Origin of the sequence: Actinoallomurus spadix (assembly GCF_024055725.1) — a bacterium.
In the GTDB taxonomy this organism is placed as follows: Bacteria; Actinomycetota; Actinomycetes; order Streptosporangiales; family Streptosporangiaceae; genus Actinoallomurus; species Actinoallomurus spadix.
In genome coordinates this window covers 84,935-106,761 of sequence record NZ_JAMXMX010000020.1, presented here as the reverse complement: position 1 = coordinate 106,761, position 21,827 = coordinate 84,935, and the positions used below count along the sequence as shown (strand labels likewise).

24 protein-coding genes are annotated in these 21,827 nt (G+C 73.5%); 16 read left to right on the top strand and 8 right to left on the bottom strand.

Going from position 1 to position 21,827, the window contains the following annotated elements:
* Positions 1-115 precede the first annotated feature (115 nt).
* The 8 genes from NE235_RS26565 (at position 116) to NE235_RS26530 (ending at position 8,826) form a co-directional block, all read left to right on the top strand.
* On the top strand, positions 116-958 hold the full coding sequence (locus NE235_RS26565) for a LysR family transcriptional regulator (RefSeq protein ID WP_252807736.1): 843 nt from the start codon (positions 116-118) through the stop codon (positions 956-958).
* A gap of 107 nt (positions 959-1,065) precedes the next feature.
* Positions 1,066-1,746 (top strand): DUF4189 domain-containing protein, encoded by a 681-nt coding sequence (locus NE235_RS38350; RefSeq protein WP_308206158.1) that lies wholly within the window; start codon positions 1,066-1,068, stop codon positions 1,744-1,746.
* Positions 1,747-1,993: 247 nt separating this feature from the next.
* Positions 1,994-3,424: an arabinofuranosidase catalytic domain-containing protein gene (locus NE235_RS26555; protein ID WP_252807734.1), complete on the top strand. Its 1,431-nt coding sequence runs from the start codon at positions 1,994-1,996 to the stop codon at positions 3,422-3,424.
* 54 nt (positions 3,425-3,478) lie between these two features.
* Positions 3,479-4,870 carry a glycoside hydrolase family 43 protein gene (locus NE235_RS26550; protein ID WP_252807732.1) on the top strand — a complete coding sequence of 464 codons (1,392 nt, stop codon included), beginning with the start codon at positions 3,479-3,481 and terminating at the stop codon, positions 4,868-4,870.
* Between the two features lie 150 nt (positions 4,871-5,020).
* Positions 5,021-6,031: an aldo/keto reductase gene (locus NE235_RS26545; protein ID WP_252807730.1), complete on the top strand. Its 1,011-nt coding sequence runs from the start codon at positions 5,021-5,023 to the stop codon at positions 6,029-6,031.
* Complete coding sequence (locus tag NE235_RS26540) at positions 6,031-6,621, top strand: TetR family transcriptional regulator (protein WP_252807729.1); 591 nt, start codon at positions 6,031-6,033, stop codon at positions 6,619-6,621. Before NE235_RS26545 ends, NE235_RS26540 begins: the two co-directional genes overlap by 1 nt.
* A 16-nt stretch (positions 6,622-6,637) precedes the next feature.
* Positions 6,638-7,591, top strand: coding sequence for an NADP-dependent oxidoreductase (locus tag NE235_RS26535; RefSeq protein ID WP_252807727.1), 954 nt, complete (start codon positions 6,638-6,640; stop codon positions 7,589-7,591).
* The gene (locus tag NE235_RS26530; protein WP_252807725.1) at positions 7,591-8,826 is read left to right on the top strand and encodes a serine hydrolase domain-containing protein; all 1,236 of its coding nucleotides are present in this window, start codon (positions 7,591-7,593) and stop codon (positions 8,824-8,826) included. The genes NE235_RS26535 and NE235_RS26530 overlap by 1 nt, the downstream gene beginning before the upstream one ends.
* Before the next feature lie 239 nt (positions 8,827-9,065).
* On the opposite strand, the gene NE235_RS26525 is transcribed toward NE235_RS26530, so the two are convergent.
* The 4 genes from NE235_RS26525 to NE235_RS26510 are packed head-to-tail and all read right to left on the bottom strand — an operon-like array spanning position 9,066 to position 12,521.
* Positions 9,066-9,548 carry a DUF2231 domain-containing protein gene (locus tag NE235_RS26525; RefSeq protein WP_252807722.1) on the bottom strand — a complete coding sequence of 161 codons (483 nt, stop codon included), beginning with the start codon at positions 9,546-9,548 and terminating at the stop codon, positions 9,066-9,068.
* Positions 9,549-9,595: 47 nt separating this feature from the next.
* Entirely contained in the window at positions 9,596-10,444 is an 849-nt protein-coding gene (locus NE235_RS26520) for a DMT family transporter (RefSeq protein ID WP_252807720.1), read from the bottom strand.
* Positions 10,445-10,500: 56 nt separating this feature from the next.
* A complete protein-coding gene (locus tag NE235_RS26515) occupies positions 10,501-11,856 on the bottom strand; it encodes a sensor histidine kinase (RefSeq protein WP_252807717.1) in 1,356 nt (451 codons plus the stop codon).
* Positions 11,853-12,521, bottom strand: a complete 669-nt coding sequence (locus NE235_RS26510; protein ID WP_252807716.1) for a response regulator transcription factor — start codon at positions 12,519-12,521, stop codon at positions 11,853-11,855. Before NE235_RS26510 ends, NE235_RS26515 begins: the two co-directional genes overlap by 4 nt.
* Positions 12,522-12,650: 129 nt before the next feature.
* Between NE235_RS26510 and NE235_RS26505 the strand changes: the two genes are divergently transcribed.
* From NE235_RS26505 to NE235_RS26480, 6 genes are all read left to right on the top strand, one after another.
* Positions 12,651-13,145, top strand: coding sequence for a DUF2231 domain-containing protein (locus NE235_RS26505; RefSeq protein WP_252807714.1), 495 nt, complete (start codon positions 12,651-12,653; stop codon positions 13,143-13,145).
* A gap of 92 nt (positions 13,146-13,237) precedes the next feature.
* A complete protein-coding gene (locus tag NE235_RS26500) occupies positions 13,238-13,585 on the top strand; it encodes a hypothetical protein (RefSeq protein ID WP_252807712.1) in 348 nt (115 codons plus the stop codon).
* The gene (locus NE235_RS26495) at positions 13,585-14,532 is read left to right on the top strand and encodes an FAD:protein FMN transferase (protein WP_252807710.1); all 948 of its coding nucleotides are present in this window, start codon (positions 13,585-13,587) and stop codon (positions 14,530-14,532) included. Before NE235_RS26500 ends, NE235_RS26495 begins: the two co-directional genes overlap by 1 nt.
* Positions 14,529-15,320 carry a ferric reductase-like transmembrane domain-containing protein gene (locus NE235_RS26490; protein ID WP_252807708.1) on the top strand — a complete coding sequence of 264 codons (792 nt, stop codon included), beginning with the start codon at positions 14,529-14,531 and terminating at the stop codon, positions 15,318-15,320. Before NE235_RS26495 ends, NE235_RS26490 begins: the two co-directional genes overlap by 4 nt.
* On the top strand, positions 15,317-16,636 hold the full coding sequence (locus NE235_RS26485) for an NADH-ubiquinone oxidoreductase-F iron-sulfur binding region domain-containing protein (RefSeq protein WP_252807706.1): 1,320 nt from the start codon (positions 15,317-15,319) through the stop codon (positions 16,634-16,636). Before NE235_RS26490 ends, NE235_RS26485 begins: the two co-directional genes overlap by 4 nt.
* Positions 16,637-16,638: 2 nt before the next feature.
* Positions 16,639-16,842, top strand: coding sequence for a ferredoxin (locus NE235_RS26480; RefSeq protein ID WP_252807704.1), 204 nt, complete (start codon positions 16,639-16,641; stop codon positions 16,840-16,842).
* Positions 16,843-16,869: 27 nt separating this feature from the next.
* Here the strand turns inward: NE235_RS26480 and NE235_RS37715 are convergent, their stop codons facing one another.
* Positions 16,870-17,001: a hypothetical protein gene (locus tag NE235_RS37715; RefSeq protein WP_289849238.1), complete on the bottom strand. Its 132-nt coding sequence runs from the start codon at positions 16,999-17,001 to the stop codon at positions 16,870-16,872.
* 65 nt (positions 17,002-17,066) lie between these two features.
* Between NE235_RS37715 and NE235_RS26475 the strand changes: the two genes are divergently transcribed.
* The gene (locus NE235_RS26475; RefSeq protein ID WP_252807701.1) at positions 17,067-18,299 is read left to right on the top strand and encodes an acyltransferase family protein; all 1,233 of its coding nucleotides are present in this window, start codon (positions 17,067-17,069) and stop codon (positions 18,297-18,299) included.
* Positions 18,300-18,314: 15 nt separating this feature from the next.
* Here the strand turns inward: NE235_RS26475 and NE235_RS26470 are convergent, their stop codons facing one another.
* Genes NE235_RS26470 through NE235_RS26460 form a run of 3 tightly spaced genes read right to left on the bottom strand, consistent with a single transcriptional unit; the run spans position 18,315 to position 20,868 of the window.
* Positions 18,315-18,788, bottom strand: a complete 474-nt coding sequence (locus NE235_RS26470; RefSeq protein WP_252807699.1) for a hypothetical protein — start codon at positions 18,786-18,788, stop codon at positions 18,315-18,317.
* Entirely contained in the window at positions 18,785-20,197 is a 1,413-nt protein-coding gene (locus NE235_RS26465; protein ID WP_252807697.1) for a sensor histidine kinase, read from the bottom strand. Before NE235_RS26465 ends, NE235_RS26470 begins: the two co-directional genes overlap by 4 nt.
* Complete coding sequence (locus NE235_RS26460; RefSeq protein ID WP_252807695.1) at positions 20,194-20,868, bottom strand: response regulator; 675 nt, start codon at positions 20,866-20,868, stop codon at positions 20,194-20,196. The genes NE235_RS26465 and NE235_RS26460 overlap by 4 nt, the downstream gene beginning before the upstream one ends.
* 113 nt (positions 20,869-20,981) lie before the next feature.
* Between NE235_RS26460 and NE235_RS26455 the strand changes: the two genes are divergently transcribed.
* Positions 20,982-21,785 (top strand): SGNH/GDSL hydrolase family protein, encoded by an 804-nt coding sequence (locus NE235_RS26455; protein WP_252807693.1) that lies wholly within the window; start codon positions 20,982-20,984, stop codon positions 21,783-21,785.
* The last annotated feature ends 42 nt before the right edge of the window (positions 21,786-21,827 follow it).

Genomic DNA, 21,827 nt, shown 5'->3' with positions numbered 1-21,827 from the left:
GCGATACCGGACGGGTATCGTCTCTGGTCAACGGCACTCTCCGGCCCCCTGCCCCGTCCCGTCCCCGGTCTTCCGGGGGGCGCGGTACGGGCGGCCCCGCGGGTACCGTGGCGACATGGAGACGCGGGAGCTGCGGTACTTCATCGCCGTCGCCGAGGAGCTGCACTTCGGGCGCGCCGCGGAACGACTCGGGATGGCACAGCCGCCCCTGTCCCGGGCGATCCAGCAGCTCGAACGGCGGCTCGGGGTCACGCTCCTGGAACGCACCAGCCGCGCCGTCACGCTCACCGAGGCCGGGGCCGTGCTGCTGCGCGAGGGCCGCGCGGCCCTCGACGCGGTCGACGCCGCCGACCGCCGTACCCGCCGCGCGGCCGTGGCCGGCGCCCCCGCCCTGGTCCTCGTCACGAAGGCCGGCGCCACCGGGGAACTCCTGCCGAAACTGCTCGACGCGTACGCCGCCGAACCCGAGGCGGTCGCCGTCGACGTGATCCTGTGCGGGCCCGGCGAGCAGGAGCGGCTGCTGCGCGACGGGCGGGCCGACGTCGCACTGCTGCACCTTCCGTTCGACTCGGCCACCGGGTTCGACACCGAGGACCTGCGCACGGAAGGGCAGGTCGCGGTCCTGCCGGCCGGGCATCCCCTCACCGCCCGGCCCCACCTGCGGATGAGCGACGTCACCACGCTGCCCGGACTGCCGATGCCGCGCTGGCCACGCCTCGACGGCACGTACCCCGACGGCCCCGGTCCGCAGGTCCGGGACCAGACGCAACTACTGCAGCTGATCGCCCTCGGCCGGGCTGCGGCGATCATGCCGGAATCGGCCCGGCCCCACCGGGGCGAGGACGTCGCCGCCGTGCCGGTGCTGGACGCGCCGCCGGTGACGACGGTGATCGCGTGGCCGCCGCACAGCCGGTCCCGGGCGCTCGCCGGGCTGGTCCGCGCCGCGACCCGCCTCTGAAATCCGCCTGAACCGATTCGCCGGAAATGGCGTCTTAGGTCTGCCTCGGACGACGGGGCAGCCGCTACGATCTTCCGGACTTCGACGCATCTGGGGAGTGGGTCACCGTGCAACCCCCGCAGCCGCCGTACGGTGGCCAGCCGCCCTACGGTGGGCAGCCGCCGACGTACGGGCCGCCGCCCGGCCCTCCCGGACCGCCGATGCCGCCCGGCCCTCCGGGATGGGGCCCACCCGGCCCGCCCGGTCCGCGGCGGCCCAACAACAACGGCGCGGCGGTCGTCATCGTCATCGTCGCGGCCCTCGTGCTGCTGGTCGGCGGCGGTGCCGTCCTGGTGTGGGGCTTCGACGTCGGCGTCTCGAAGGCCAAGCGGGCGGCCGCGGCGCCCACCCTGCCGGACCTGCCGACGCCGCCCACCTACAGCCCGCCGGCGATGCCGAGCTACAGTCCGCCGCCGCTGCCCAGCTTCCCGCCGGACACCCCGCCCGACACGTACTCGCCTCCGACACTGCACTACGGGGCCATCGCCGTGGCGCCCGACGGCAGCGTCGGCAAAGCCTGGGACTACACGACCGTGTCCGCCGCCAAGCGACGGGCGCTCAAGGAGTGCCCCCGCTCCGGCTGCAAGGTCCTCACGACCTTCGTCAACGGCTGTGGCGCCGTCGCGTACAACTCCCGCACCAACAGGTACTGGGGCGGTTCGGGCACAACGAAGTCCGCGGCCCAGAAGAACGCCATCTCGAACGCGGGCGGCGGCCGCTGGATCACCTGGGTCTGCACCACCCGATAGCCGGTCGCGAGTCCCGGAGAACGGACCTCCGCCGGGTGCCGCCCGTGAAACGGGGATGAAAGATCCCCTGCCCCCGGGCGGCCCCCGTACCGCCGTGGCCTGTGCCGCCACCGGCGGCGCCCGCCCATGAACCGCGAGCCCCTTGACATGCGGTCCGCGTCCCGCACACTCCTGCGTGAGTCAGCGTCCAGCATGTCGCGCTCTGTCCGAGATTTCGAACAGAGCGGTCGAGCAGGGGGAGGCCTCGATGAGGTGGGCCGCATACGGTCGGTTGCTACGACGCCTGCGCGGCATCGCCGCCGCGGGCGTCATCCTGGCGAGTTCGGTCACGGTCGCCGCTGTGGCCACGAACGCGCACGCGGCGGCGGGATGCCGCGTCGACTACAAGGTCACCAGCCAGTGGACCGAGGGGTTCACCGGTGACGTCACCGTCACCGACCTCGGGGATCCCGTCAGCGGATGGACGCTGACGTGGTCCTTCGGCGCGGGCCAGCAGGTGACGCAGGCGTGGAACGCCACGGTCGCGCAATCGGGCGCCCAGGTCACCGCGCGCAACGCGAGCTACAACGGCGGCCTCGGCACGAACGCGAGCGTCACCTTCGGCTTCAACGGCTCGTGGCGCGGTTCCAACCCGGTCCCCACCGCGTTCGCGCTGAACGGCACGACGTGCACCGGCGGCGTCCCGACCTCGCCTCCGACCAGCCCCACACCGCCGCCCGCATCCGGCACGGGCCCGTGTGACATCTACGCCTCGGGCGGCACGCCCTGCATCGCCGCGCACAGCACGACGCGGGCGCTCTACGGCGCCTACAACGGCAACCTCTACCAGGTGCGGCGCTCGTCCGACAACGCGACCAGGAACATCGGCGTGCTCACCGCGGGAGGCTCGGCCGACGCCGCCGCCCAGGACTCCTTCTGCACGGGCACCACCTGCGTCATCACGGTGGTGTACGACCAGTCGGGGCACGGCAACGACCTGTGGTACCAGGGGCCCGGCGGGATCGGCGGCTCCGACACCCCGGCCAGGGCGACCAGCGAGTCGCTGACGGTCGGCGGCGGCAAGGCGTACTCGCTGTACATCAACGCCGGCAACAGCTACTGGCGGAACGGCTCCTCCTCGGGCGTCCCGACCGGCAGCGCGCCGGAGGGCATGTACATGGTGACCAGCGGCACCCACGTCAACGGCGGCTGCTGCTTCGACTACGGCAACAGCGAGACGACGCGGAAGGCCGACGGCCCGGGCGCCATGGACGCGATCAACTTCAGCACGTCCTGCTGGTTCGGCGGCTGCTCCGGATCCGGTCCCTGGGTCCAGGCGGACCTGGAGTGGGGGCTGTACCCGGGCGGCAGCAAGTCCTGGAACCCGAACCAGCGAGCCTTCACCAGCAAGTTCGTGACGGCGACGCTGAAGAACAACGGCACCTCGCGGTTCGCCATCAAGGGCGGCAACGCCCAATCGGGCGGCCTGACCACCCTGTGGGACGGCGGGCTCCCGAGCGGCTACAGCCCCATGAAGAAGCAGGGGGCGATCATCCTGGGCAGCGGCGGGGACTGCTGCAACGGCAACACCAACCTCAGCGTCGGCACGTTCTACGAAGGCGCCATGGTGGCCGGCTATCCCTCCGACACGACCGACAACGCGGTGCAGGCGAACATCGTCTCCGCCGGCTATCGCTGAGCCGGGACGACGACCGAGCCGCGGCAAGAGTCCACCACTACCCGAGGGGTGCTCGTGACAGGCGCAAACCGGATCCCGGCCGTCCTCAGGCCCAGGCGCGTCGTCGCCTGGCTCACCGGCCTGCTCTGCCTCATGGCGTTGTTCGCGGTTCCCGCGAGGGCGGACAACCCGATCGTCCAGACCATCTACACCGCCGATCCGGCCCCGCTCGTCTACAACGGCCGCGTCTACCTCTACACGGGCCACGACGAGGACGGCTCGACGACGTACACCATGAAGGAGTGGCGGGTGTGGTCGTCCGCCGACATGGTGAACTGGACTGACCACGGCTCCCCGCTCAGCCTCGCGAGTTTCAGCTGGGCGAACGCGAACGCCTGGGCAGGCCAGGCCATCTACCGGAACGGCAGGTTCTACTGGTACGTCCCGATGCGGGACCGGGCGACCGGAGCGATGGCGATCGGGGTCGCCGTGTCGAACAGCCCCACCGGGCCCTTCAGTGACGCCCTCGGCCATCCGCTGGTCGAGAACGGCCAGATCGACCCCACGGTCTACATCAACGACGACGGGCAGGCGTACCTCTACTGGGGCAACCCGGACCTTTGGTCCGTCAAATTGAATCCCGACATGACCTCCTACTCGGGCAGCCCGACCAAGGTCTCGCTCACCACCGCGGGATTCGGCACCCGTACGGGGAACGCGAGCCGGCCGACCCTGTTCGAAGAGGGACCCTGGTTCTACAAGCGCAACGGCCTGTACTACATGGTCTTCGCGGCGGCCTGCTGCTCGGAGTTCATCGCTTACTCGACGGCTCCCGGCCCCACCGGACCGTGGACCTACCGGGGCACCATCATGCCGACGCAGGGCGCCAGTTTCACGAACCACCCGGGAATCGTCGACTTCAACGGCGGGTCGTACTTCTTCTACCACAACGGCGCGCTGCCCGGCGGGAGCGGTTACACCCGTTCGGTCGCCGTGGAGAAGTTCACCTACAACGCGAACGGCACCATCCCGACCATCAACATGACGTCGTCGGGCGCGCCGCAGGTGGGCACGCTCAACCCGTACGTCCGCCAGGAGGCCGAGACGATCGCCTGGGAGTCCGGGGTCGAGACGGAGCCGTCCAGTGAGGGCGGGATGAACGTCGGCTACATCGAGAACGGCGACTGGATCAAGGTCAAGGGGGCCGCCTTCGGCGCCGGCGCCACGTCCTTCACCGCGCGGACGGCCTCGGCGACGAGCGGCGGGCGGATCGAGGTCCGCCTGGACGGCACGGGCGGCGCGCTGGTGGGGACGTGCACCGTCCCCGGCACCGGCGGCTGGCAGACGTGGACGACCGTCTCCTGCCCCGTGACCGGCGCGACCGGAACCCACGACCTGTACCTGCGGTTCACCGGCGGAAGCGGCTACCTGTTCAACGTGAACTGGTGGCAGTTCAACGCCGCGTAGCCCCGGAGAGGACTTCCCACCGGGCGTCCGCCCGCCCCACCAGGCACCTCCTGAGGGGCGGGCGGACTGCCGTCCGGCCCGTTTCCGGCGAAGCCCAGTATCAGGTTACAAAGTTTGACACCTGTTACCTACTCTCCTTAGTGTGCTCGCATGGAGCAGAGAACACTTGGTGCGGACCTGCGCGTGGGGGCGGTCGGGCTCGGCTGCGCGGGCATGTCCGGCGCGTACGGACCCAGCGCCGACGAGCAGAGCATCGCGACCTTCCGTAGCGCGCTCGACGCCGGGATCACGTTGATCGACACCGCCGACTTCTACGGGATGGGGCACAACGAAGCGCTCATCGGGCGGGCGCTGCGACCCGCCGACCGCGACCGCGCGGTGGTGAGCGTGAAGTTCGGCGCGCTGTTCGGGGTGGACGGCAGCATCCGCGGCGTCAACGGCCGGCCCGACGCGATCCCGAACTTCCTGGGCTACTCACTGCAGCGGCTGGGCACCGACTACGTGGACATCTACCGCCCGTCCCGGCTGGACCCCGCCGTCCCGATCGAGGAGACCGTCGGCGCCATCGCCGAGATGGTGCAGAAGGGGTACGTGCGCGGCATCGGGCTGTCCGAGGTCGGCGCCGAGACGATCCGCCGCGCCCACACCGTGCACCCGATCACCGACGTCCAGATCGAGTACTCGCTGTTCAGCCGCGGTGTCGAGGACGAGATCCTGCCCACCTGCCGTGAGCTGGGCATCGGCGTCACCGCCTACGGGGTGCTCGCCCAGGGACTGCTGACCGGGACCTGGCGGCCGTCACCCGACGACGCACGGCGCCGCGGGCACCTCCCTCGCTTCGCCGCCGGCAACGTCGAGACCAACCTCGCCCTGGTCGAGCGGCTGCGGGAGGTCGCCACCGCCCGCGGCGTCACGGTCGCACAGCTCGCGATCGCGTGGGTGCTCGCGCAGGGCCGGGCGCACCAGGACATCGTCGCGGTCGTCGGGGCCAGCCGGCCGCAGCGCATCACCGAGGTGGCGGACGCCGCCGACCTGCGGCTGACCCAGGACGACCTGGACGCGATCGAGCAGGCCGTCCCGCGCGGGGCGGTCGCCGGAGAGCGCTACGCCCCCGCCCTGCTCGCGATGCTGGACAGCGAGCGAACGAGCGGCAGTCGCTGATGCCCCCTCGGACCCCACTGGACGCGGACGCCGTCCTGGCGGCCACCGAGGACATCCTGCGCCGCCACGGCCCGGACAAGGCGACCGTCGTCGACGTCGCCCGGGCACTCGGGGTCAGCCACGCCGCCGTCTACAAGCACTTCGCCTCCAAGCAGGCGCTACGCGAGGCCGTGACCCGGCGCTGGCTCGACCGCAACCGCGACACCCTCGCCGGCATCGCCGCCGACCGCGCGGTCCCGCCCGCCCAGCGGCTGCGTAGCTGGCTGCACGCCGTCCTGACCGTGAAGCAGGCCAAGATTCGGGAGGACCCGGAGCTGTTCGCCGCCTACGGGATCCTCGCGGCCGCGCACAGCAGCGTCGCCACCGGCCACGTCGCCGACCTCCTGGGCCAGCTGACGGCCATCATCGCCGACGGCGCCGCCGACGGCACCTTCCGCACCGACGACGCGGCGGCCACCGCCCGCGTGGTCTTCACGGCCACGGCCAGGTTCCACCACGTCGCCCACGCGGCCGAATGGCAGAACCCCGGCATCGAAGACGAACTCGACGAGGTCTGCAGCCTGCTGCTCGAGGGCCTTCAGAACAACTGAGGAGAGATCGAAACCCATGGTCAAGGCAATCGGAGTGACGGCGCCGGGCGGACCGGACGCGCTCGGCGAGCTCGACCTGGCGGCCGAGCCGCTCGGTCCCGGCCAGGTCAGGATCCGGGTGAGCAGCGCCACGGTGAACCCGACCGACGCGATGATCCGTTCTCGGCCGCGTCAAGGCGACGCGGACGCGATACGGGTGCCGGGCATGGAGGTCGCCGGCGTGATCACCGAGATCGGCCCCGCCGTCGACCGTCCGTTCGCGCCCGGAGACGCCGTCATGGCCATCGTGCTGCCCTCGGGCGAGCACGGCGGCTACCGCGCGGATCTCGTGCTGCCGGCACGTTCGGTCGCGATGATCCCGGCCGGGCTGTCGGACGTCCAGGCCGCCACCATCCCCATGAACGGGCTCACCGCCCGCCTCGCACTCGACACGCTGGCGCTCCCGGCCGGCGCGACGGTCGCCGTCACCGGCGCCGCCGGCACCGTCGGCGGGTACTTCGTCCAGCTCGCCAAGCAGGCCGGGCTGGTCGTCGTCGCCGACGCCGCCCCGCAGGACGAGGCCTTCGTCCGCGACTGCGGAGCCGACGAGATCGTGCAGCGGGGGGACGACTTCGCCGCGGCGGTCCGCCGCCACCACCCCGGCGGCGTCGACGGGCTCCTCGACGCCGCCGTGCTGGAGGCCGCCGTCCTCCCCGCCGTCAAGGACGGCGGCACCGTCGTCACCGTCCGCGGTTACCAGGGCGACGGGACCGACCGGGTCCGCGTCGCTCCGATCTTCGTCCGCGACTATGTCGAGGCCGCGGCCGAGCTCGACCGGCTCGCCGAACTCGCCGGCGAAGGACGGCTCACCGTCCGCGTGGCCGGCGAACTGCCCGCCTCCCGCGCCGCCGACGCGCACCGCTCGCTCGACCGGCGCGGCGTCCGCGGGCGGTTCGTCCTGCGGTTCGCCCCGACGGGGGAAGATAACTGATGGCGACCGCGACGCATCCGGGCGTCACACGCGAACCCGCGGCGGCCGGCTTCGACGAGCGTCGCCTCGCACGGCTCGCCGGCTACCTGGACGAGCGCGTCACCAGCGGCCGCGATCGGGGCTCCATCGTCCTGGTCGCGCGCCGAGGCGAGCTGGTGCACCTCTCGTCCCACGGCACGAGAGACGCCGAAGGGCGGCTTCCCGTCGAGCCGGACACGATCTGGCGGCTCTACTCGATGACCAAGCCGGTGACGTCGGTCGCCGCCCTCATGCTGTGGGAGGAGGGGCTGCTCTCGCTCTCCGATCCGGTCGAGCGGTTCCTCCCCTCCTTCGCGCACATGCGCGTTCACCGGCCAGGCGAGGACGGATCGACGGTGCCGGCGGTCGAGCCCATCCGGATCCGGCACCTGCTCACCCACACGGCGGGCCTGACCGTCACCGGGCTGGCCGACAACGCCGTGAACGACGCGTACCGGGTGGCGGGGATCGCCGCTCTCGGTGAGCCGGAGCCCTACACGCTCGACGAGCTGTGCGAGCGGCTCGCCGCGCTGCCCCTGCTGTTCGAGCCGGGCTCCGCGTGGAACTACTCGCACGCGACCGACGTGCTCGGCCGGATCATCGAGATCGCCGGCGGAACGCGACTCGACGAGTTCCTGGCGGAACGCGTCTTCGAACCGCTCGGGATGACCGACACCGGTTACCGGCTGCCGGCCGGCGATCGGCTCGCCGCTCTGTACCGCCGGGATCCCCGCACCGGACGGCCCGAGCTCGTGCGGGACCCGGGGGTCGCCGCGGGCGAGCTCCCGACGCTCATCACCGGCGGACACGGTCTCCTGTCGACCGCGCACGACTACCAGCGCTTCGTACAGATGCTCGCGCGCGGAGGCGAACTGGACGGCGAACGGCTGCTGGCGCCGCGCACCGTTGAACTCATGGCGGCCAATCACCTCCCCGGCAACGCGACCATGTCGGCGTTCAGCCATCCGCCGGCGCGAACCGCCGGCATTCACGAGGGGCGCGGCTTCGGGTTCGGCGTCGCACCGCTTCTCGACCCGCGCTCGGTCTGCTCCCTGTCGAGCGCCGGTGAGTACGGCTGGGGAGGCGCCGCGGGCACGAACTTCTGGGTCGACCCCGAGAAGGACCTGACGGTGCTGTTCATGACGCAGGTCATGCCGCCCCCGGACGACATATGGCTGGCGCTGCGCCGGCTCGTCTACCAGGCGCTCGTCGACTAGGGCCTGTCTCAAAGCCCCGCTGTCCTACTGTGCGGCGCCCAGGCGGCGCCTCGCCGCGTTGTCGTCGGTCGGCAGCCAAAACCAGGCTGCCTCCCTCCTCCGCCTTGCGACGCACCACCTGGACACCGCTCGCTACGGACGGGGACTTTGAGACAGGCCCTAGCGCGGCACACGGTCACGACCGGCCCCGCGCCCCGGTGCGCCGGGCGCGGGGCCTCGGCGACCCGGCCGCGCCGGTGTCACCGCTTCGTCCAGACGGCCTTCGCTCCGCCGTGGCCGGCGAGCACGACCTCGGCCACGCCGCCGATTCCGCCCACCAGTGCCATGGCGGCGAGGACGGCCGCCGCGACGGGCCGCCACCGCGGCCGGGCGCCGGTCGTCCCTCCCGAGGATCGTGACGCCCGCCGGGCGAGGTAGATCGAGAGGCAGATGCCCGCGACCGCCAGCCACAGCACGATGACGAACGGCAGTACCTGCTCGCTCTGCTTGGCGTGGGCCTCGACGAGCTCGTTCTCGCCGACGCGCTCTTCGAGGGCCTCGCCGCTCTCGGTCGTCACCGGCACCGCGATCAGCCCGATGGTCGCCACGAAGAGGACCGCCGGCCACAGGCGACGCGCCGCGGCGGGCCAGAACGCCATGAGGATCGCGCCTAGCGCCGCCAGCGGCACGCAGACCACGACGGCGTGGGCGATCAGCGGATGCAGCGGCAGACCGAAGACCATGCCCCGTCTCGTACCCGGGAGGGCGGAAACCGGCGGCAAAGCAGTGACTAAGTCCGTACGAGGGGCGATCTGTCCAGGATGGTGATCCCGGTGACGGCTAGGAGCGCGCCGAGGACCTGGACGGCCAGGGCCCAGGACGAGGCGAGGCGCTCCTGGAAGACGGCGGTTCCGATCAGGACGGCGCCGATCGGCTCCAGGGTGTCGATGAGGGGCAGGCTGATCGCCAGTGACCCCGCCTGGTAGGAGCTCTGGGCGAGGAGCAGCCCCGTTCCGCCGATGACGAGCAGGGCGTACGGTTCCCAGTGCCGTAGCGCGGCCAGCCCGTCGTGGCGGAGCAGATCCGCGGCCGCCTTGGTCAGCGCGTCGAGCAGGGCGAAGAGCAGCCCGGCCGCCGCCGCGTACATGCCCGCCCGGCGGCGGCCCGGACTCCGGAGCCCCGCCGAGACCAGCACGGCCACCAGCGAACCGATGACCACGAGGAGCGGCAGCCAGCCCCACGATCCCGGCGCGGCCGCTCCAGGGGTGTGGGGCAGCACCGTCAGGAACGCCGCCACCCCGCCCGCGGTGCACATCGCGCCGGTCACCTCGGCCGGGGTGAGCCGCTGGCCGCGGCGCCAGGCGATCAGCGGGAGGGCGAACAGCAGGTCGGTCGAGGCAAGCGGCATGACGAGCACCAGCGAGCCGAAGGCCAGGGCGACGCCCTGGATGAAGTACGAGGCGGCCGCCATCGCGATGCCGGCCAGCCACAGCGGCCGGTGGGCCAGTTCCCAGAGCAGGCGCGGCCGGAGTGACTGTGTTTCCGGCATGCCGGAGGCCGCCGCCTGCTGCACGACGGCGGCGACACCGAAGCAGCACGCCGCCGCGAGCGCGGACAGTACGGCGATGGCGGAGGCCACGATGCCAGCATGCTCGCCGGTCGCCGCCGGTGCACGCACCGTGACGGCCGCCGCCGTCATCTCGTCGTGGGCAGGTCCAGGGTGACGGTGAGCCCTCCGCCGGGCGTCTCGGACAGTGTCACGTCTCCGCCGTCGGCGGTGATCAGCCGGTGGACGATGGGCAGGCCCAGGCCGGTGCCGCCCGCCCGTCCGGTACGGAACCTGCGGAACGCCTCGGCCATCGCCTCCGGTGACATGCCGGGACCGTCGTCCGCGACGATCACGCGGACCCGGTGCCCGGCGCGGCCCGCGCCGATCCACACGTGGCCGCCCTTCGACGTCGCGGTGAGCGCGTTGTCCACCAGGTTGTCGATGGCCTGTTCGAGGCGGCCGGGGCCCAGCATCGCGGTCAGGGGCGCGCCCGCTTTCAGGATGAGTTCGACGCCGCGTTCGGCCGCGACCGGCCGCCAGGCGTCCACGCGATCGCGCAGCAGCTCGGTGACCGGGATGGACTGGGGAGGCGTCGTGGTGTTCTCCGCCCGGGCCACGGCGAGGAGCCCGTCGACCATGCGGCTCAGACGGCTCAGCTCCTCCAGGGCCGCCTCGAACTCGGCGACGTCCGCCTGGCCTCCGCCGGACCTGGCCTCCTCCGCGAGGAGTTCCATGCGCAGCCGCAGCGCCGACAGCGGCGTGCGGAGCTGGTGGGAGACGTCCGCGAGCACGGCGCGGCTGTCGTAGATCAGGTTCTCCAGGCGGGCCGCCATCACGTTGAACCGCTCGGCCAGGCCGCGCACCTCCGGCGGGCGGCGTGGCGGCTCGGCGCGCGCCGCCAGGTCACCGGCGCCGAGGGCCTCGGCGGCCACGCCCAGCCGGCGCAGGGGACGGCCGACCCACCTGGCGAGGTAGACGGCGAGGACGACGGCGGTGACGACCGCGAGGAACGCGACGACGCCGAGCCGCGTCCACAGCCGGTCCACCCGGTCCCGCAGGGGGGCGAGCGGCCGGGTCAGCAGCACCGTGCCCTTCACCCGCTCGTCCTCGACGCCGACCGGGACGATCGCCAGCAGGCGGTCGCCGAGCTCGGAGACGCGGCTCTGGCCGCGCAGGCCGACGGCGGCGCGGCCGGGCGTGTACAGGCCGGTGTCGCGTCCGACGATGATCCGGCCCTTCCGGTCGACGACGGTGACCACGGTCCGGTCGCCGCCCTCGACCCCGTGTCGCACCGCCGCCAGCCGGTCCGGCAGGCCGGCCGCGCCATCGTGGTCCTCGACCCCCTCCTCGGCCGTGCTCGCCATCGCACGGGCCAGCTCGAGCGTGCCGCTCTCGTAATCGTGGCGGTACTGACCGGCGATGGTGTACCCCAGCGGCAGCAGCGCGCCGATGATCAGCCCGCCGGTCAGGACGAGGAACGCCGCGAGGATGCGGCTGGTCACCCGGGGTCCCCGAGCCGGAAGCCCCGGGCGTACACGGTCTGGATGGCCGACGGGTCGCCCAGCTTGCGGCGCAGCGCCGCGATGTGGACGTCGAGCACGCGCGTCGGGCCGTACCAGTGGGTGTTCCACACGCGTTCGAGGATCTCCTGGCGGCTCACCACCCGTCCCGGGTCGGTGGCGAGGCACTCGAGGATGTCGAACTCGGTGGGGGTGAGGGAGACCTCGGCGCCCCCGGACGTCACCCGGCGCGTACGCGTGTCGATGGTCAGCGAGCCGTGCCGGAGCAGATGCGTCTCGGTCAGCCTGCTGCGGCGCAGCACCGCCCGGATCCGCGCCATCAGCTCGGCGAACCCGAACGGCTTGACGATGTAGTCGTCGGCACCCGCGTCCAGCGCGGCGACGCGGTCGGGTTCCTCACCACGAGCGGTGATCACCAGGATGGCGCTGTCGGACCGCCGCCGGAGCGTGCCGCACAGCTCGGTGCCGTCGGCGTCGGGCAGGCCGAGGTCGAGGAGGACGACGTCGGAGGGGCCGGCGGCCAGCGCCTCCGCGGCCGTGCTCACGGCGGACGCGTCGTATCCCGCGCGGGTCAGGCCCCGCTGGAGGGAGGCGGAGATCCCCGGGTCGTCCTCGACGATCAGGATCCGCACCGGCGTGTCGGTCACGCCTTCACGGTACGACCGGGGACCCGATCTGAACGACTTCTGAACATTCTCCTTGATCCTTACTCAGTCATGACCGGCGACAGTGGAGCACGCATCCCCGGCCGAGACCTCCCTCCCCGAAGGACGATCATGTTCTCCACCATCATGGGACTGCCCGCCCACCCCCTCGTCATCCACGCGGTGGTGGTCCTCATCCCGCTGGCCGCCCTGGGCGCGATCGTGGTCGCCGTCTGGCCGGCCGCCCGCGAACGGTACGCCTCCCTGGTCCTCGCGGTGGCGACGCTGGCCCTGCTCTCCGTCCCGCTCGCCACGCACACCGGCGAACTGCTGGAGGACCACGTCAAGCGGACGTCGCTCGTCGAACGGCACACCGAGATGGCCGACGGCCTGCTGCCCTTCGCCGGCCTGCTCTGGCTGGGCCTGGCCGTCATGGTGTTCGTGCGCTGGTACTCCGCCCGGCGGACCGTGCAGTGGGGCCGGTACCTGACCGTCGCCGCCGCGGTCGTCGCGGTCGTCGGCGCGGTGGCCAGCGGCGTCCAGGTGGCGCGCATCGGCCACAGCGGCGCCAAGGCCGCCTGGCATGGCGTCGCGACCTCCTCCTCCGAGCACGGCGACCGCCCCTGAAGGATGAACGACTTCTTCACATTTCAGGCACAGCTCTCGAACATCCCGCCGACGAGACTCGGAACCTGAGCGCACATCGAGGGGGATGAGAGATGCAGCACCCCGAACGTTCGCGCCGGCGCCGTCGCGACGCGGGCCTGAACCAGGTGGCGGCCTGGACCCGCCGGGCGGTCGGCGTCGGCATCGTCCTGTCCGGCCTGCTGGCCGCCGGCCTGGCGCACCTGCTGCCGGGACAGGCCGCCGACCGTGCGGACGGCGGCCCGGAGGCCCCGGTGTCCTCGGAGCCGTCCGCGCCGCCGGCCACCAGCCCGTCACCGGACGGCTCCGCGAGACCGCACCGCACCCACCGTCCCCGCCTCACTCCGCCCGCCACCGCACCGGCCGCGCCGCCGAGCACCCCGGTCAGGAGGCCGGCGCACACCACCTCGGGCGGCTCCTGATGACGGGCGCGGTCGGCTTCCCCGTCTGGGGGACGACGGCGCGGCTCCTCGTCACCGACCCGAGGCGCCTCGACGCGGCGCGCGCCGCCCTCGACGCCGAGCTCACGGCGATGGGCGCGGCGTGCGACCGGTTCCGCGCCGACTCGGAGCTGTCGCGGGTCAACGCCGCCGGCGGGCGGCCGGTCGAGGTGTCCGCCCTGTTCGCCGAGACGCTGCGGCGGGCCCTGGACGTGGCCGAGGCGACCGGCGGCGCGGTCGACCCCACCGTCGGGGCCGCGCTGGTCGCCGCCGGGTACGACCGGGACCTCGCGGAGGTACGCGGCGGCGGCCCGGCACCGCGCCTGGTCCGGCGGCGCGTCGCCGGCTGGCGCACGGTGCACCTCGACGGCCGGGTCGTACGGCTGCCGCGCGGCGTACTGCTGGACCTGGGCGCGACCGCGAAGGCGCTGGCCGCCGACCGGGCCGCCGAACGAGCCCTCGCCGACACCGGCTGCGGGGTGCTCGTCGGGCTGGGCGGCGACATCGCGGTCGGCGGGCCGCCGCCCGAGGGCGGCTGGCGGATCCGCGTGACCGACGACCACCGCGACAACGGCCCGGGAGACGCCCCCGGCCAGGACGTCGTGATCAGCGCGGGCGGCCTGGCGACCTCATCGGTGACCGTACGGCGCTGGCGGCGCGGAGACCAGCGACTCCACCACATCATCGACCCGGCGACCGGCATCCCCGCCGCCTCCTGCTGGCGTACGGCCAGCGTCGCGGCGGCCACCTGCGTCGACGCGAACGCCGCCGCGACCGCGGCCCTGGTCAAGGGCTGGTCCGCGGGCACGTGGCTGGTCGACCAACGGCTGCCCGCCCGCCTGGTCCGTCTCGACGGGCACGCGTTCGCCCTGGCCGGCTGGCCCGAGGAGACACCGGTCGCGATCACGAGCGGGGGGCGGGCGGGATGAACCTCCTCTGGTACTCCACGCGCGCGACCGGTGAGGTCGCCCTGCTGTTCCTCACGATCGTGCTGACGCTCGGCGTCCTGTCGGCTCTCCGCGTCGGCGGGCGGCGCGCGCCCCGGTTCGTGCTCGCCGGGCTGCACCGCACCCTCACTCTGGCCGCCCTGGGCTTCCTCGCCGTGCACATCGCGACGACGGTCGCCGACTCCTACGCGCCGATCACCGTGACCGACGTCGTCGTGCCGTTCGGCTCGGCGTACCGGCCGATCTGGCTGGGCCTGGGCACCGTCGCGTTCGACCTGCTGGCCGTCCTCACCGCGACGAGCCTCCTGCGGACGAGGCTCGGCTTCCGGCGCTGGAAGGCGCTGCACTGGGCGGCGTACGCCTGCTGGCTCGCGGCCTTCGTGCACGCGCTCGGCACCGGGTCGGACGTCCGGTCCTCGCTGTTCCTCATGCTCGCCGGGGTCTGCGCCGCCGCCGCACTCGCCGCCGTGGCCTGGCGGCTGGCGGCCGGTGGCTCCGGCAACGCGGGTCTGCGCGCCGGCGCCGGGCTGCTGACACTCGTGGCGGTCCTGGCCGTCGGCGCCTGGACCGTGTCCGGCCCGCTGGCCGGTGGCTGGGCCCGGCGCGCCGGCACCCCCGCCTCGCTGCTCGGGAACGCCGGCACCCCGGACACGAAGGCGAGTACGGGAACGACCGGGAACACGCCGGCCCCGCGATCGACGCGGGCCACGCCACCTGCCGGGGACCGCGACGACGACGGGGACGGCGACGAGGGAGGGGACGAGGAGTGACCACGGGAACCGCGGCGCCGCACACCGTACGGCTCCTCGCCGGATACCACGCGCTGGGCCGGCGGGCGGGGCTGGAGGACCACCTGGTCCAGTACGGCGCGCCGCCGGCCACGGCGGGCGCCGCGTTGATCCAGGCCGTCGAGGAGTCCGGGCTGACCGGCCGGGGCGGCGGCGGCTTTCCGACCGGCCGCAAGCTCCGCTCGGTGGCGGCCGGCCGACGGGCCGCCGTGGTGGTCGTCAACGCCGCCGAAGGCGAGCCGGCCAGCGGCAAGGACCGCGCGCTGCTGACGGTCGCCCCGCACCTGGTCCTGGACGGGGCCGTGCTCGCCGCCGGCGCCGTCGGCGCACGCGAGATCGTCGTCTGCGTGCACGCCGAGCCGGACGCCGGCACCGGGAAGGACCCGCAGACCGCCGTACGGCGAGACGGTGCCGCCACCCTCGCGGACACGGTCCGGCGGGCGATCGCCGAGCGCGAGGCGGCCCGGCCGGCGCCGGTGCCGATGCGGGTGACCGCCGTACCGCCCCGCTACGTCGCCAGCGAGGAGACCGCCCTGGTCCACTGGCTCGACGCGGGCGACGCCCGGCCGCTCTTCACGCCGCCCCGCCCCTTCGAACGCGGCGTAGGCGGACGGCCGACGCTCGTCAGCAACGCCGAGACCTACGCGCACATCGCCCTGATCGCGCGGCACGGCCCCGCGTGGTTCCGCTCGTGCGGCACCCCGGAGGCACCGGGCACGGCCCTGTTCACGGTGTCGGGCGTCGTCGCCCGCCCCGGCGTGGTCGAGGCGCCGCTCGGCACACCGGTCGGCGAGGTCCTGCGCCTGGCCGGCGGCCCGTCCGAGCCGCTGCAGGCCGTACTGGCCGGCGGATACGGCGGCACCTGGCTACCACCGGACCTGCTGGGCCTGCCAACGACGCCGTCGGCGTTCCGGGCCGCCGGCCTCGCGCTCGGACCGGGCATCCTGGTCGCCCTCCCCGAACGGGCCTGCGGGGTGGCGGAGTCCGCGCGGGTCCTCGCGTGGCTGGCCGCGCAGACCGCCGGGCAGTGCGGCCCCTGCGTCCACGGGCTGCCCGCCATCGCCGCGGACTTCGCCGAACTCGCGGCGTGCCGGGTGAGCACGGAGCTGTACCGCCGGCTCGACCGGCGGCTCTCGGTCATCCCCGGGCGCGGCGCCTGCCGTCACCCGGACGGCGCCGTACGGTTCGCGGCCAGCGCCCTGCGCGTCTTCGGACGGCACCTGCGGGTCCACGCGCACGCGGAGGGCTGCCTGCTCGCCCAGTGGCCGCCGGTCCTGCCGATCCCCGAGGAGTGGTGACGATGTCCTGGCGCCTGAGGGTCGACCCGATCGCCTGTACGGCGCACGGCCTGTGCGCCGAGCTCCTCCCGGAGGCGATCGACCTGGACGAATGGGGCTACCCGATCATCGGCCCCGTGCCGGACCGGCTGCTGCCGCTGGCACGCCGCGCGGTGGCGGACTGTCCCACCCTGGCGTTGCTCCTCGAACGCGACCGCCCGCGCTGACCGGCCGCCGGTCGCAACGGGCGGCGGCTACGCGTCGGCGGTGCCGGGGAGCACGGCGAACACCGGATGGCGCGAGACCTCGGCGGCGAACTCCTCATCGGCCGAGTCGAGCGCGAAGTTGATCTTAATCGTTGAGGACGCCGCCCCGTCGCGGCTCACGATTACGACGAACCTGCGACCTGGCGGGGACGATGCCTCGACACGGGCCCGGCACCGTCGTCGCCATGACGCGAGTTGCACCGACCAACGACGCTCGGCCCACCGGTGACGCTTCCCGGGCCATCGGGCGCAGGCCGCACCTGCCCGCGCTGGACGGGCTGCGCGGGGTCGCGATCATCGGAGTGCTGCTGTTCCACACCGGGCACCTGTCCGGTGGTTTCCTCGGCGTGGACCTGTTCTTCGCCCTGTCCGGTCACCTCATCACCGGCCTGCTGCTGCGGGAGGTCGAGGCGACCGGCACCGTCTCGCCGGTCGCCTTCTGGGGCAGGCGGATCCGCCGGCTGCTGCCCGCGCTGGCGGCCATGCTGGCCGGTGTCACCGTGCTGGTCCGGGCGGTGGGGCCGCCGGACCTGGTGCGCACCACACGCGCGGACGGTCCCTGGGTGCAGCTGAACCTGGTCAACTGGCACCTGCTCGCGGAGTCGGCGAGCTACTGGGACCGGTTCGGCGCGGCCCGGGTGTTCGAGCACCTGTGGAGCATCGCGGTCGAGGAGCAGTTCTACCTGGTGTGGCCGGTGCTCCTGCTGCTCACCGCCCGAGGCGGAGGGCGGGCGGGACACCGGGTCGCGGTGACGGCGGCCGTGGGCTCGGCCGTCTCCCTCGTGCTGATGGTCGCGCTCGCCGATCCGGCGGACCCGACCCGCGTCTACACCGGCACCGACACCCGGGCGTTCTCGTTGCTGCTGGGGGCCATGGTCGCCACTCCGCCACTGCGCGCCGTCCTCGCCCGCGTGGCGGGCCGGGGGGCGGGGGCGGCGTCGGTGTCGCTGGCGGCCGGGCTCGGCGTGGCGTGGTGGCTCGTCGACGGCGTGGACTCGCCCGCCCTGTTCACCGGTGGGCTCTTCGTCCACTCGCTGGCCTCCGCGCTGCTGGTCGGGCTGTGCGCGCAGGCACCGCGAACGCCGGTCGCCCGGGTTCTCGCCCGGCCGCCGCTGCGGTGGCTCGGACTGATCTCCTACGGCCTGTACCTGTGGCATTGGCCCGTCTTCGTGCTGCTCTCCCCGCAGCGGACGGGACTCGGCGGGTGGACCCGTACGGCGCTGGTGTGCGCCGTCTCGATCGGACTGGCCGCGCTGTCGAAGTACCTGGTCGAGGACCCGATCCGGTTCCGCGCCGGGTGGGCGCGGGGGCGGAGCGGGGCGGTCGCCTTCGCGGCGGTCATGGCCGGACTGGCGGTGCTGTGGTGGGCGCTGCCCGTCCCGGCCCCGCCCACGGTCGACCTCACGAACCTCAGGTGATCGCCTGATCCCCGATCACCGGATCAGCGGACAGGTCCGTCGCTTCTCCGACTCGTGGGTGGACAGCGTGAAGCGGACCTGCACCCTCGTCCTCCTCGACCCGCCGCTCTGCACGTGGACGCCGAGTGCGGTGCACACGATCTGGTCGATGCCCAGCGGCGTCACCTCACGGAGCGCCAGCGGCACCCTCAGCTGGATCAGCCCCGGGCCGGTGGTCGCCAGAATCCGGGGCCCCGCGACCGACGCGATCTCCGTGTGCAGGTCCGAGTCGCCCACCCCGAACAGCAGCAACGAGACGGCCTCGGGAACGGTGCCCAGGCGGTAGGTTCGCCGGAACTGCGGCCGGAGCCGCTCATGCGCGTCGACGAAGTACAGCGTCACCCCGTGCGCGACGCCCGTCGGCGCCCTGCCCGCGTCGGTCACCCCGGACGGCCGGACACCGCAGGAGCCGAGGACCAGCACCGCCACCACCGGCCAGATCCGTCTCACCCGTCCTCCCGTTTCCGCGGCAGTCGCAGCACGAAACGCGCGCCGCCGCCGCTCGCGTTGCCCGCGGTCAGGTCACCGCCGTGCAGGCGGGCGTTCTCGAGCGCGATGGCTAGGCCGAGCCCGCTGCCCGGGGTACGGACGCGGGCGGCGTCGGCCTTGTAGAAGCGTTCGAACACGTGCGGCAGCACGTGTTCGGGCAGGCCCGGCCCGCCGTCACCGACCTCGATCCGCACCTGTTCCCGGGTCGCCGAGACGCTGACGCGCACCGGTGGTCCGCCGTGCCGGAGCGCGTTCCCGACCAGGTTGGCCACGATCACGTCCAGCCGGCGCGGATCCAGCCGGAGCGGGATCTCCTCCGGCGCGGCCAGGTCGACCTGGTCCAGCCATCCCCGGGCGCGCAGGCAGTCCCGTACGGCGTTGCCCACCTCGACCTCCTCCAGCCGCAGCCGGGCGGTGCCGGCGTCGAAGCGGGACACCTCCATCAGGTCCTCCACGAGCCGGACCAGCCGGTGGGTCTCGGTGATCGCCATCTGCGCGGACTCGCGGGCGTCCGCCTCCATCTCGGCGGCCGCGGTCGCCAGGACCTCCATCACCGCCGTCAGCGTGCTCAGCGGGGTGCGCAGCTCGTGGGAGACGTCCGCGGCGAACCTCCTCGCGTCGGCCTGCATCCGCCGCATCGCGGCCATGGAGGTCTGCAGCGACTCGGCCATCTCGTTCACGGTGACGGTCAGCTCGGCCAGTTCGTCGGCGCCCTGGGGCGGCGACCGCGCGGCGAGGTCACCGGCGGCCAGCCGGCGCGCGGTGTCGCGGAGCTCGCGCACCGGGCGCAGCACGCTCCGCGCGGCCAGCAGCGCCAGGAGCACCGCCGGCGGCAGCGCGAGCGCGGCCGTACCGGCCGCCGACCAGGCGAGATCGTCGACCTGCCGCTCGACGCCGGTCAGGTCGCGCACGGCGTACACCTCGATGCCGGAGGGAGTGCGGGCGCCGTCCGGCCCGGTGATCACGATCGGGGTGCCGATCAGCAGCCACGGTCTGCCGCTCGCGGTGACCCGCTGCGTGACGAGACGGTCCCGGGTGCGGACGGCGGTGTGGAGCGCCTCGGTGACCAGCCCGGTCTCGGCACCGTCCGCGGACCGCAGGTCGCGGTAGGTCACCAGCGTGTTCGCGCCGACGGCCGCCCGCAGCCGGTCGAGCGCGGCCTGGTCCGGTGGGTAGGTCAGCTGGGGCGTGGTCGCGCCGATCTGGCCGGCGATGCTCTCGGTGAGCCGCCGCTGCGTCGAGGTGACCAGCGCGGTGCTCGCCGATCCGGCGCTCGACCAGGCCGCCGCGGCGGCGCCGAGCACGGTGACCAGCACAAAGGTGAGCGACAGCCGGGCGCGCAGGCCACGCGGCCACAGCCGCCCGGTCATACCGGCCCGAACCGGTAGCCGAACCCGCGCACGGTCTGCACGTACTCCGGCGCGGCCGGATCCGTCTCGATCTTCGCCCGGAGCCGCTGCACGCAGTTGTCGACCAGCCGTGAGTCACCGAGATAGTCCTGCTCCCACACCTCCTCCAGCAACCGCTGCCGGGTGAACACCCGCCCGGGCGCCCGGGACAGGGTCAGCAGCAGCCGCAGCTCGGTCGGCGTCAGCGTCACCAGGTCGCCGCGCAACGACACCGTGAGCGCCGTGGTGTCGATGCGCAGGTCGCGATGCACTCGTACACCGTCGGAGGTGCCGGTGCTGCGGCGCAGCACCGCGCGGATCCGCGCGTCGAGCACGGTCGGCCGCGCCGGCTTGACGACGTAGTCGTCCGCACCCGCCTCCAGACCACCGACCACGTCGAAGTCGTCACCCCGCGCGGTCAGGATGATCACGGGCACTTCGCCGGCCGCCCGGATGCGGCGGCAGACCTCGACCCCGTCGATGCCCGGCAGCATGAGGTCGAGCACCACCAGGTCCGGCGTGGCCGAGCGGAGCTCGCGGAGGCCGTCCTCACCGGTGCCCGCCGTACGGACGTCATGGCCGTGCCTGCGCAGCGCGAGCTGAAGCCCGCGCCGGACCAGAGGGTCGTCCTCGATGAGCAGAATCGCCGCCACACGCCCAGCATGAACGACATCGGGCGGACACGGCGGCTTCGACGGGATCTCTGCGACATGATCGCGACACGACGGCGGAGACGCCGGGACACGAGCGCGGCACCGTCGGTCCCATGACCAGGACACGGACCTTCCTCACCGGACCGGCCAGGGCATCGAGCGTCGTCCTCGCCCTGACCGCCCTGCTTCTGCCGACTGCCGCCTGTTCCCACGGCGCGCCCACCGCGACCGGCTCGACCGGCGCGACGAACACGACCGGCGCATCCGCCGGCCTGGGTCTGTCCAAGGTCCTCTTCCTCGGCGACTCCATCGCCGCGGGCGAGGCGCTGCCGCTGGCCGCCGCGCTGAAGGCCGGCGGCGTCGGGTTCCGGTCGATCGCCGCCGACGGCGGCGGGAACGTCGTGGGGCCGTTCTCCGACAAGCACTGGAAAACGCTGCCCGGGCAGATCGCCTCCGCCGGGCCCACCGTGGTCATCTACCAGATCACCACGTACGACTGGGGCGGTCGCCAGGAGCAGGAGGACGCCTACGGCAGGCTGCTGACCACGGTGACCAGGTCCGGCGCCGAGCTCGTCTTCGTCACCATGCCGCCGATCAGACCCGATGACTTCTACAAGCCGCACATGGCGGACCTGAACCGCACCCCGGACGCCGCACGCGCGGTCGCGGCCCGATCCTCGGGACGCGCGGCCGTCCTCGACGCCGGCGCGGTATGGGGCCGCACCTACCGGCGGGCCGAGGGCGGCAGGGCGTACCGCAGCACCGACGGCATCCACACCTGCCCGCAGGGCGCCGCCCGCTTCACCGGCTGGCTGCTCACCGAACTGGCGAGGCTGTTCCCCGGCTTCACACCGCCCGACCCGCGGTCCTGGGCCAACACCGGGTGGTCCGCCGACGCCCGCTTCCACGGCTGCTGATCAGGCCGTCGTGGCGGGTGCCGGTGACGTCATCGCCCGTGG

Excerpts from the sequence above, each read along its gene's own strand:
- NE235_RS26565 (WP_252807736.1), top strand. The coding sequence starts at position 116 with ATGGAGACGCGGGAGCTGCGGTACTTCATCGCCGTCGCCGAGGAGCTG.
- NE235_RS26555 (WP_252807734.1), top strand. The coding sequence starts at position 1,994 with ATGAGGTGGGCCGCATACGGTCGGTTGCTACGACGCCTGCGCGGCATC.
- NE235_RS26545 (WP_252807730.1), top strand. The coding sequence starts at position 5,021 with ATGGAGCAGAGAACACTTGGTGCGGACCTGCGCGTGGGGGCGGTCGGG.
- NE235_RS26540 (WP_252807729.1), top strand. The coding sequence starts at position 6,031 with ATGCCCCCTCGGACCCCACTGGACGCGGACGCCGTCCTGGCGGCCACC.
- NE235_RS26535 (WP_252807727.1), top strand. The coding sequence starts at position 6,638 with ATGGTCAAGGCAATCGGAGTGACGGCGCCGGGCGGACCGGACGCGCTC.
- NE235_RS26530 (WP_252807725.1), top strand. The coding sequence starts at position 7,591 with ATGGCGACCGCGACGCATCCGGGCGTCACACGCGAACCCGCGGCGGCC.
- NE235_RS26525 (WP_252807722.1), bottom strand. The coding sequence starts at position 9,548 with ATGGTCTTCGGTCTGCCGCTGCATCCGCTGATCGCCCACGCCGTCGTG.
- NE235_RS26505 (WP_252807714.1), top strand. The coding sequence starts at position 12,651 with ATGTTCTCCACCATCATGGGACTGCCCGCCCACCCCCTCGTCATCCAC.
- NE235_RS26500 (WP_252807712.1), top strand. The coding sequence starts at position 13,238 with ATGCAGCACCCCGAACGTTCGCGCCGGCGCCGTCGCGACGCGGGCCTG.
- NE235_RS26495 (WP_252807710.1), top strand. The coding sequence starts at position 13,585 with ATGACGGGCGCGGTCGGCTTCCCCGTCTGGGGGACGACGGCGCGGCTC.
- NE235_RS26490 (WP_252807708.1), top strand. The coding sequence starts at position 14,529 with ATGAACCTCCTCTGGTACTCCACGCGCGCGACCGGTGAGGTCGCCCTG.
- NE235_RS26480 (WP_252807704.1), top strand. The coding sequence starts at position 16,639 with ATGTCCTGGCGCCTGAGGGTCGACCCGATCGCCTGTACGGCGCACGGC.
- NE235_RS26475 (WP_252807701.1), top strand. The coding sequence starts at position 17,067 with ATGACGCGAGTTGCACCGACCAACGACGCTCGGCCCACCGGTGACGCT.
- NE235_RS26465 (WP_252807697.1), bottom strand. The coding sequence starts at position 20,197 with ATGACCGGGCGGCTGTGGCCGCGTGGCCTGCGCGCCCGGCTGTCGCTC.
- NE235_RS26455 (WP_252807693.1), top strand. The coding sequence starts at position 20,982 with ATGACCAGGACACGGACCTTCCTCACCGGACCGGCCAGGGCATCGAGC.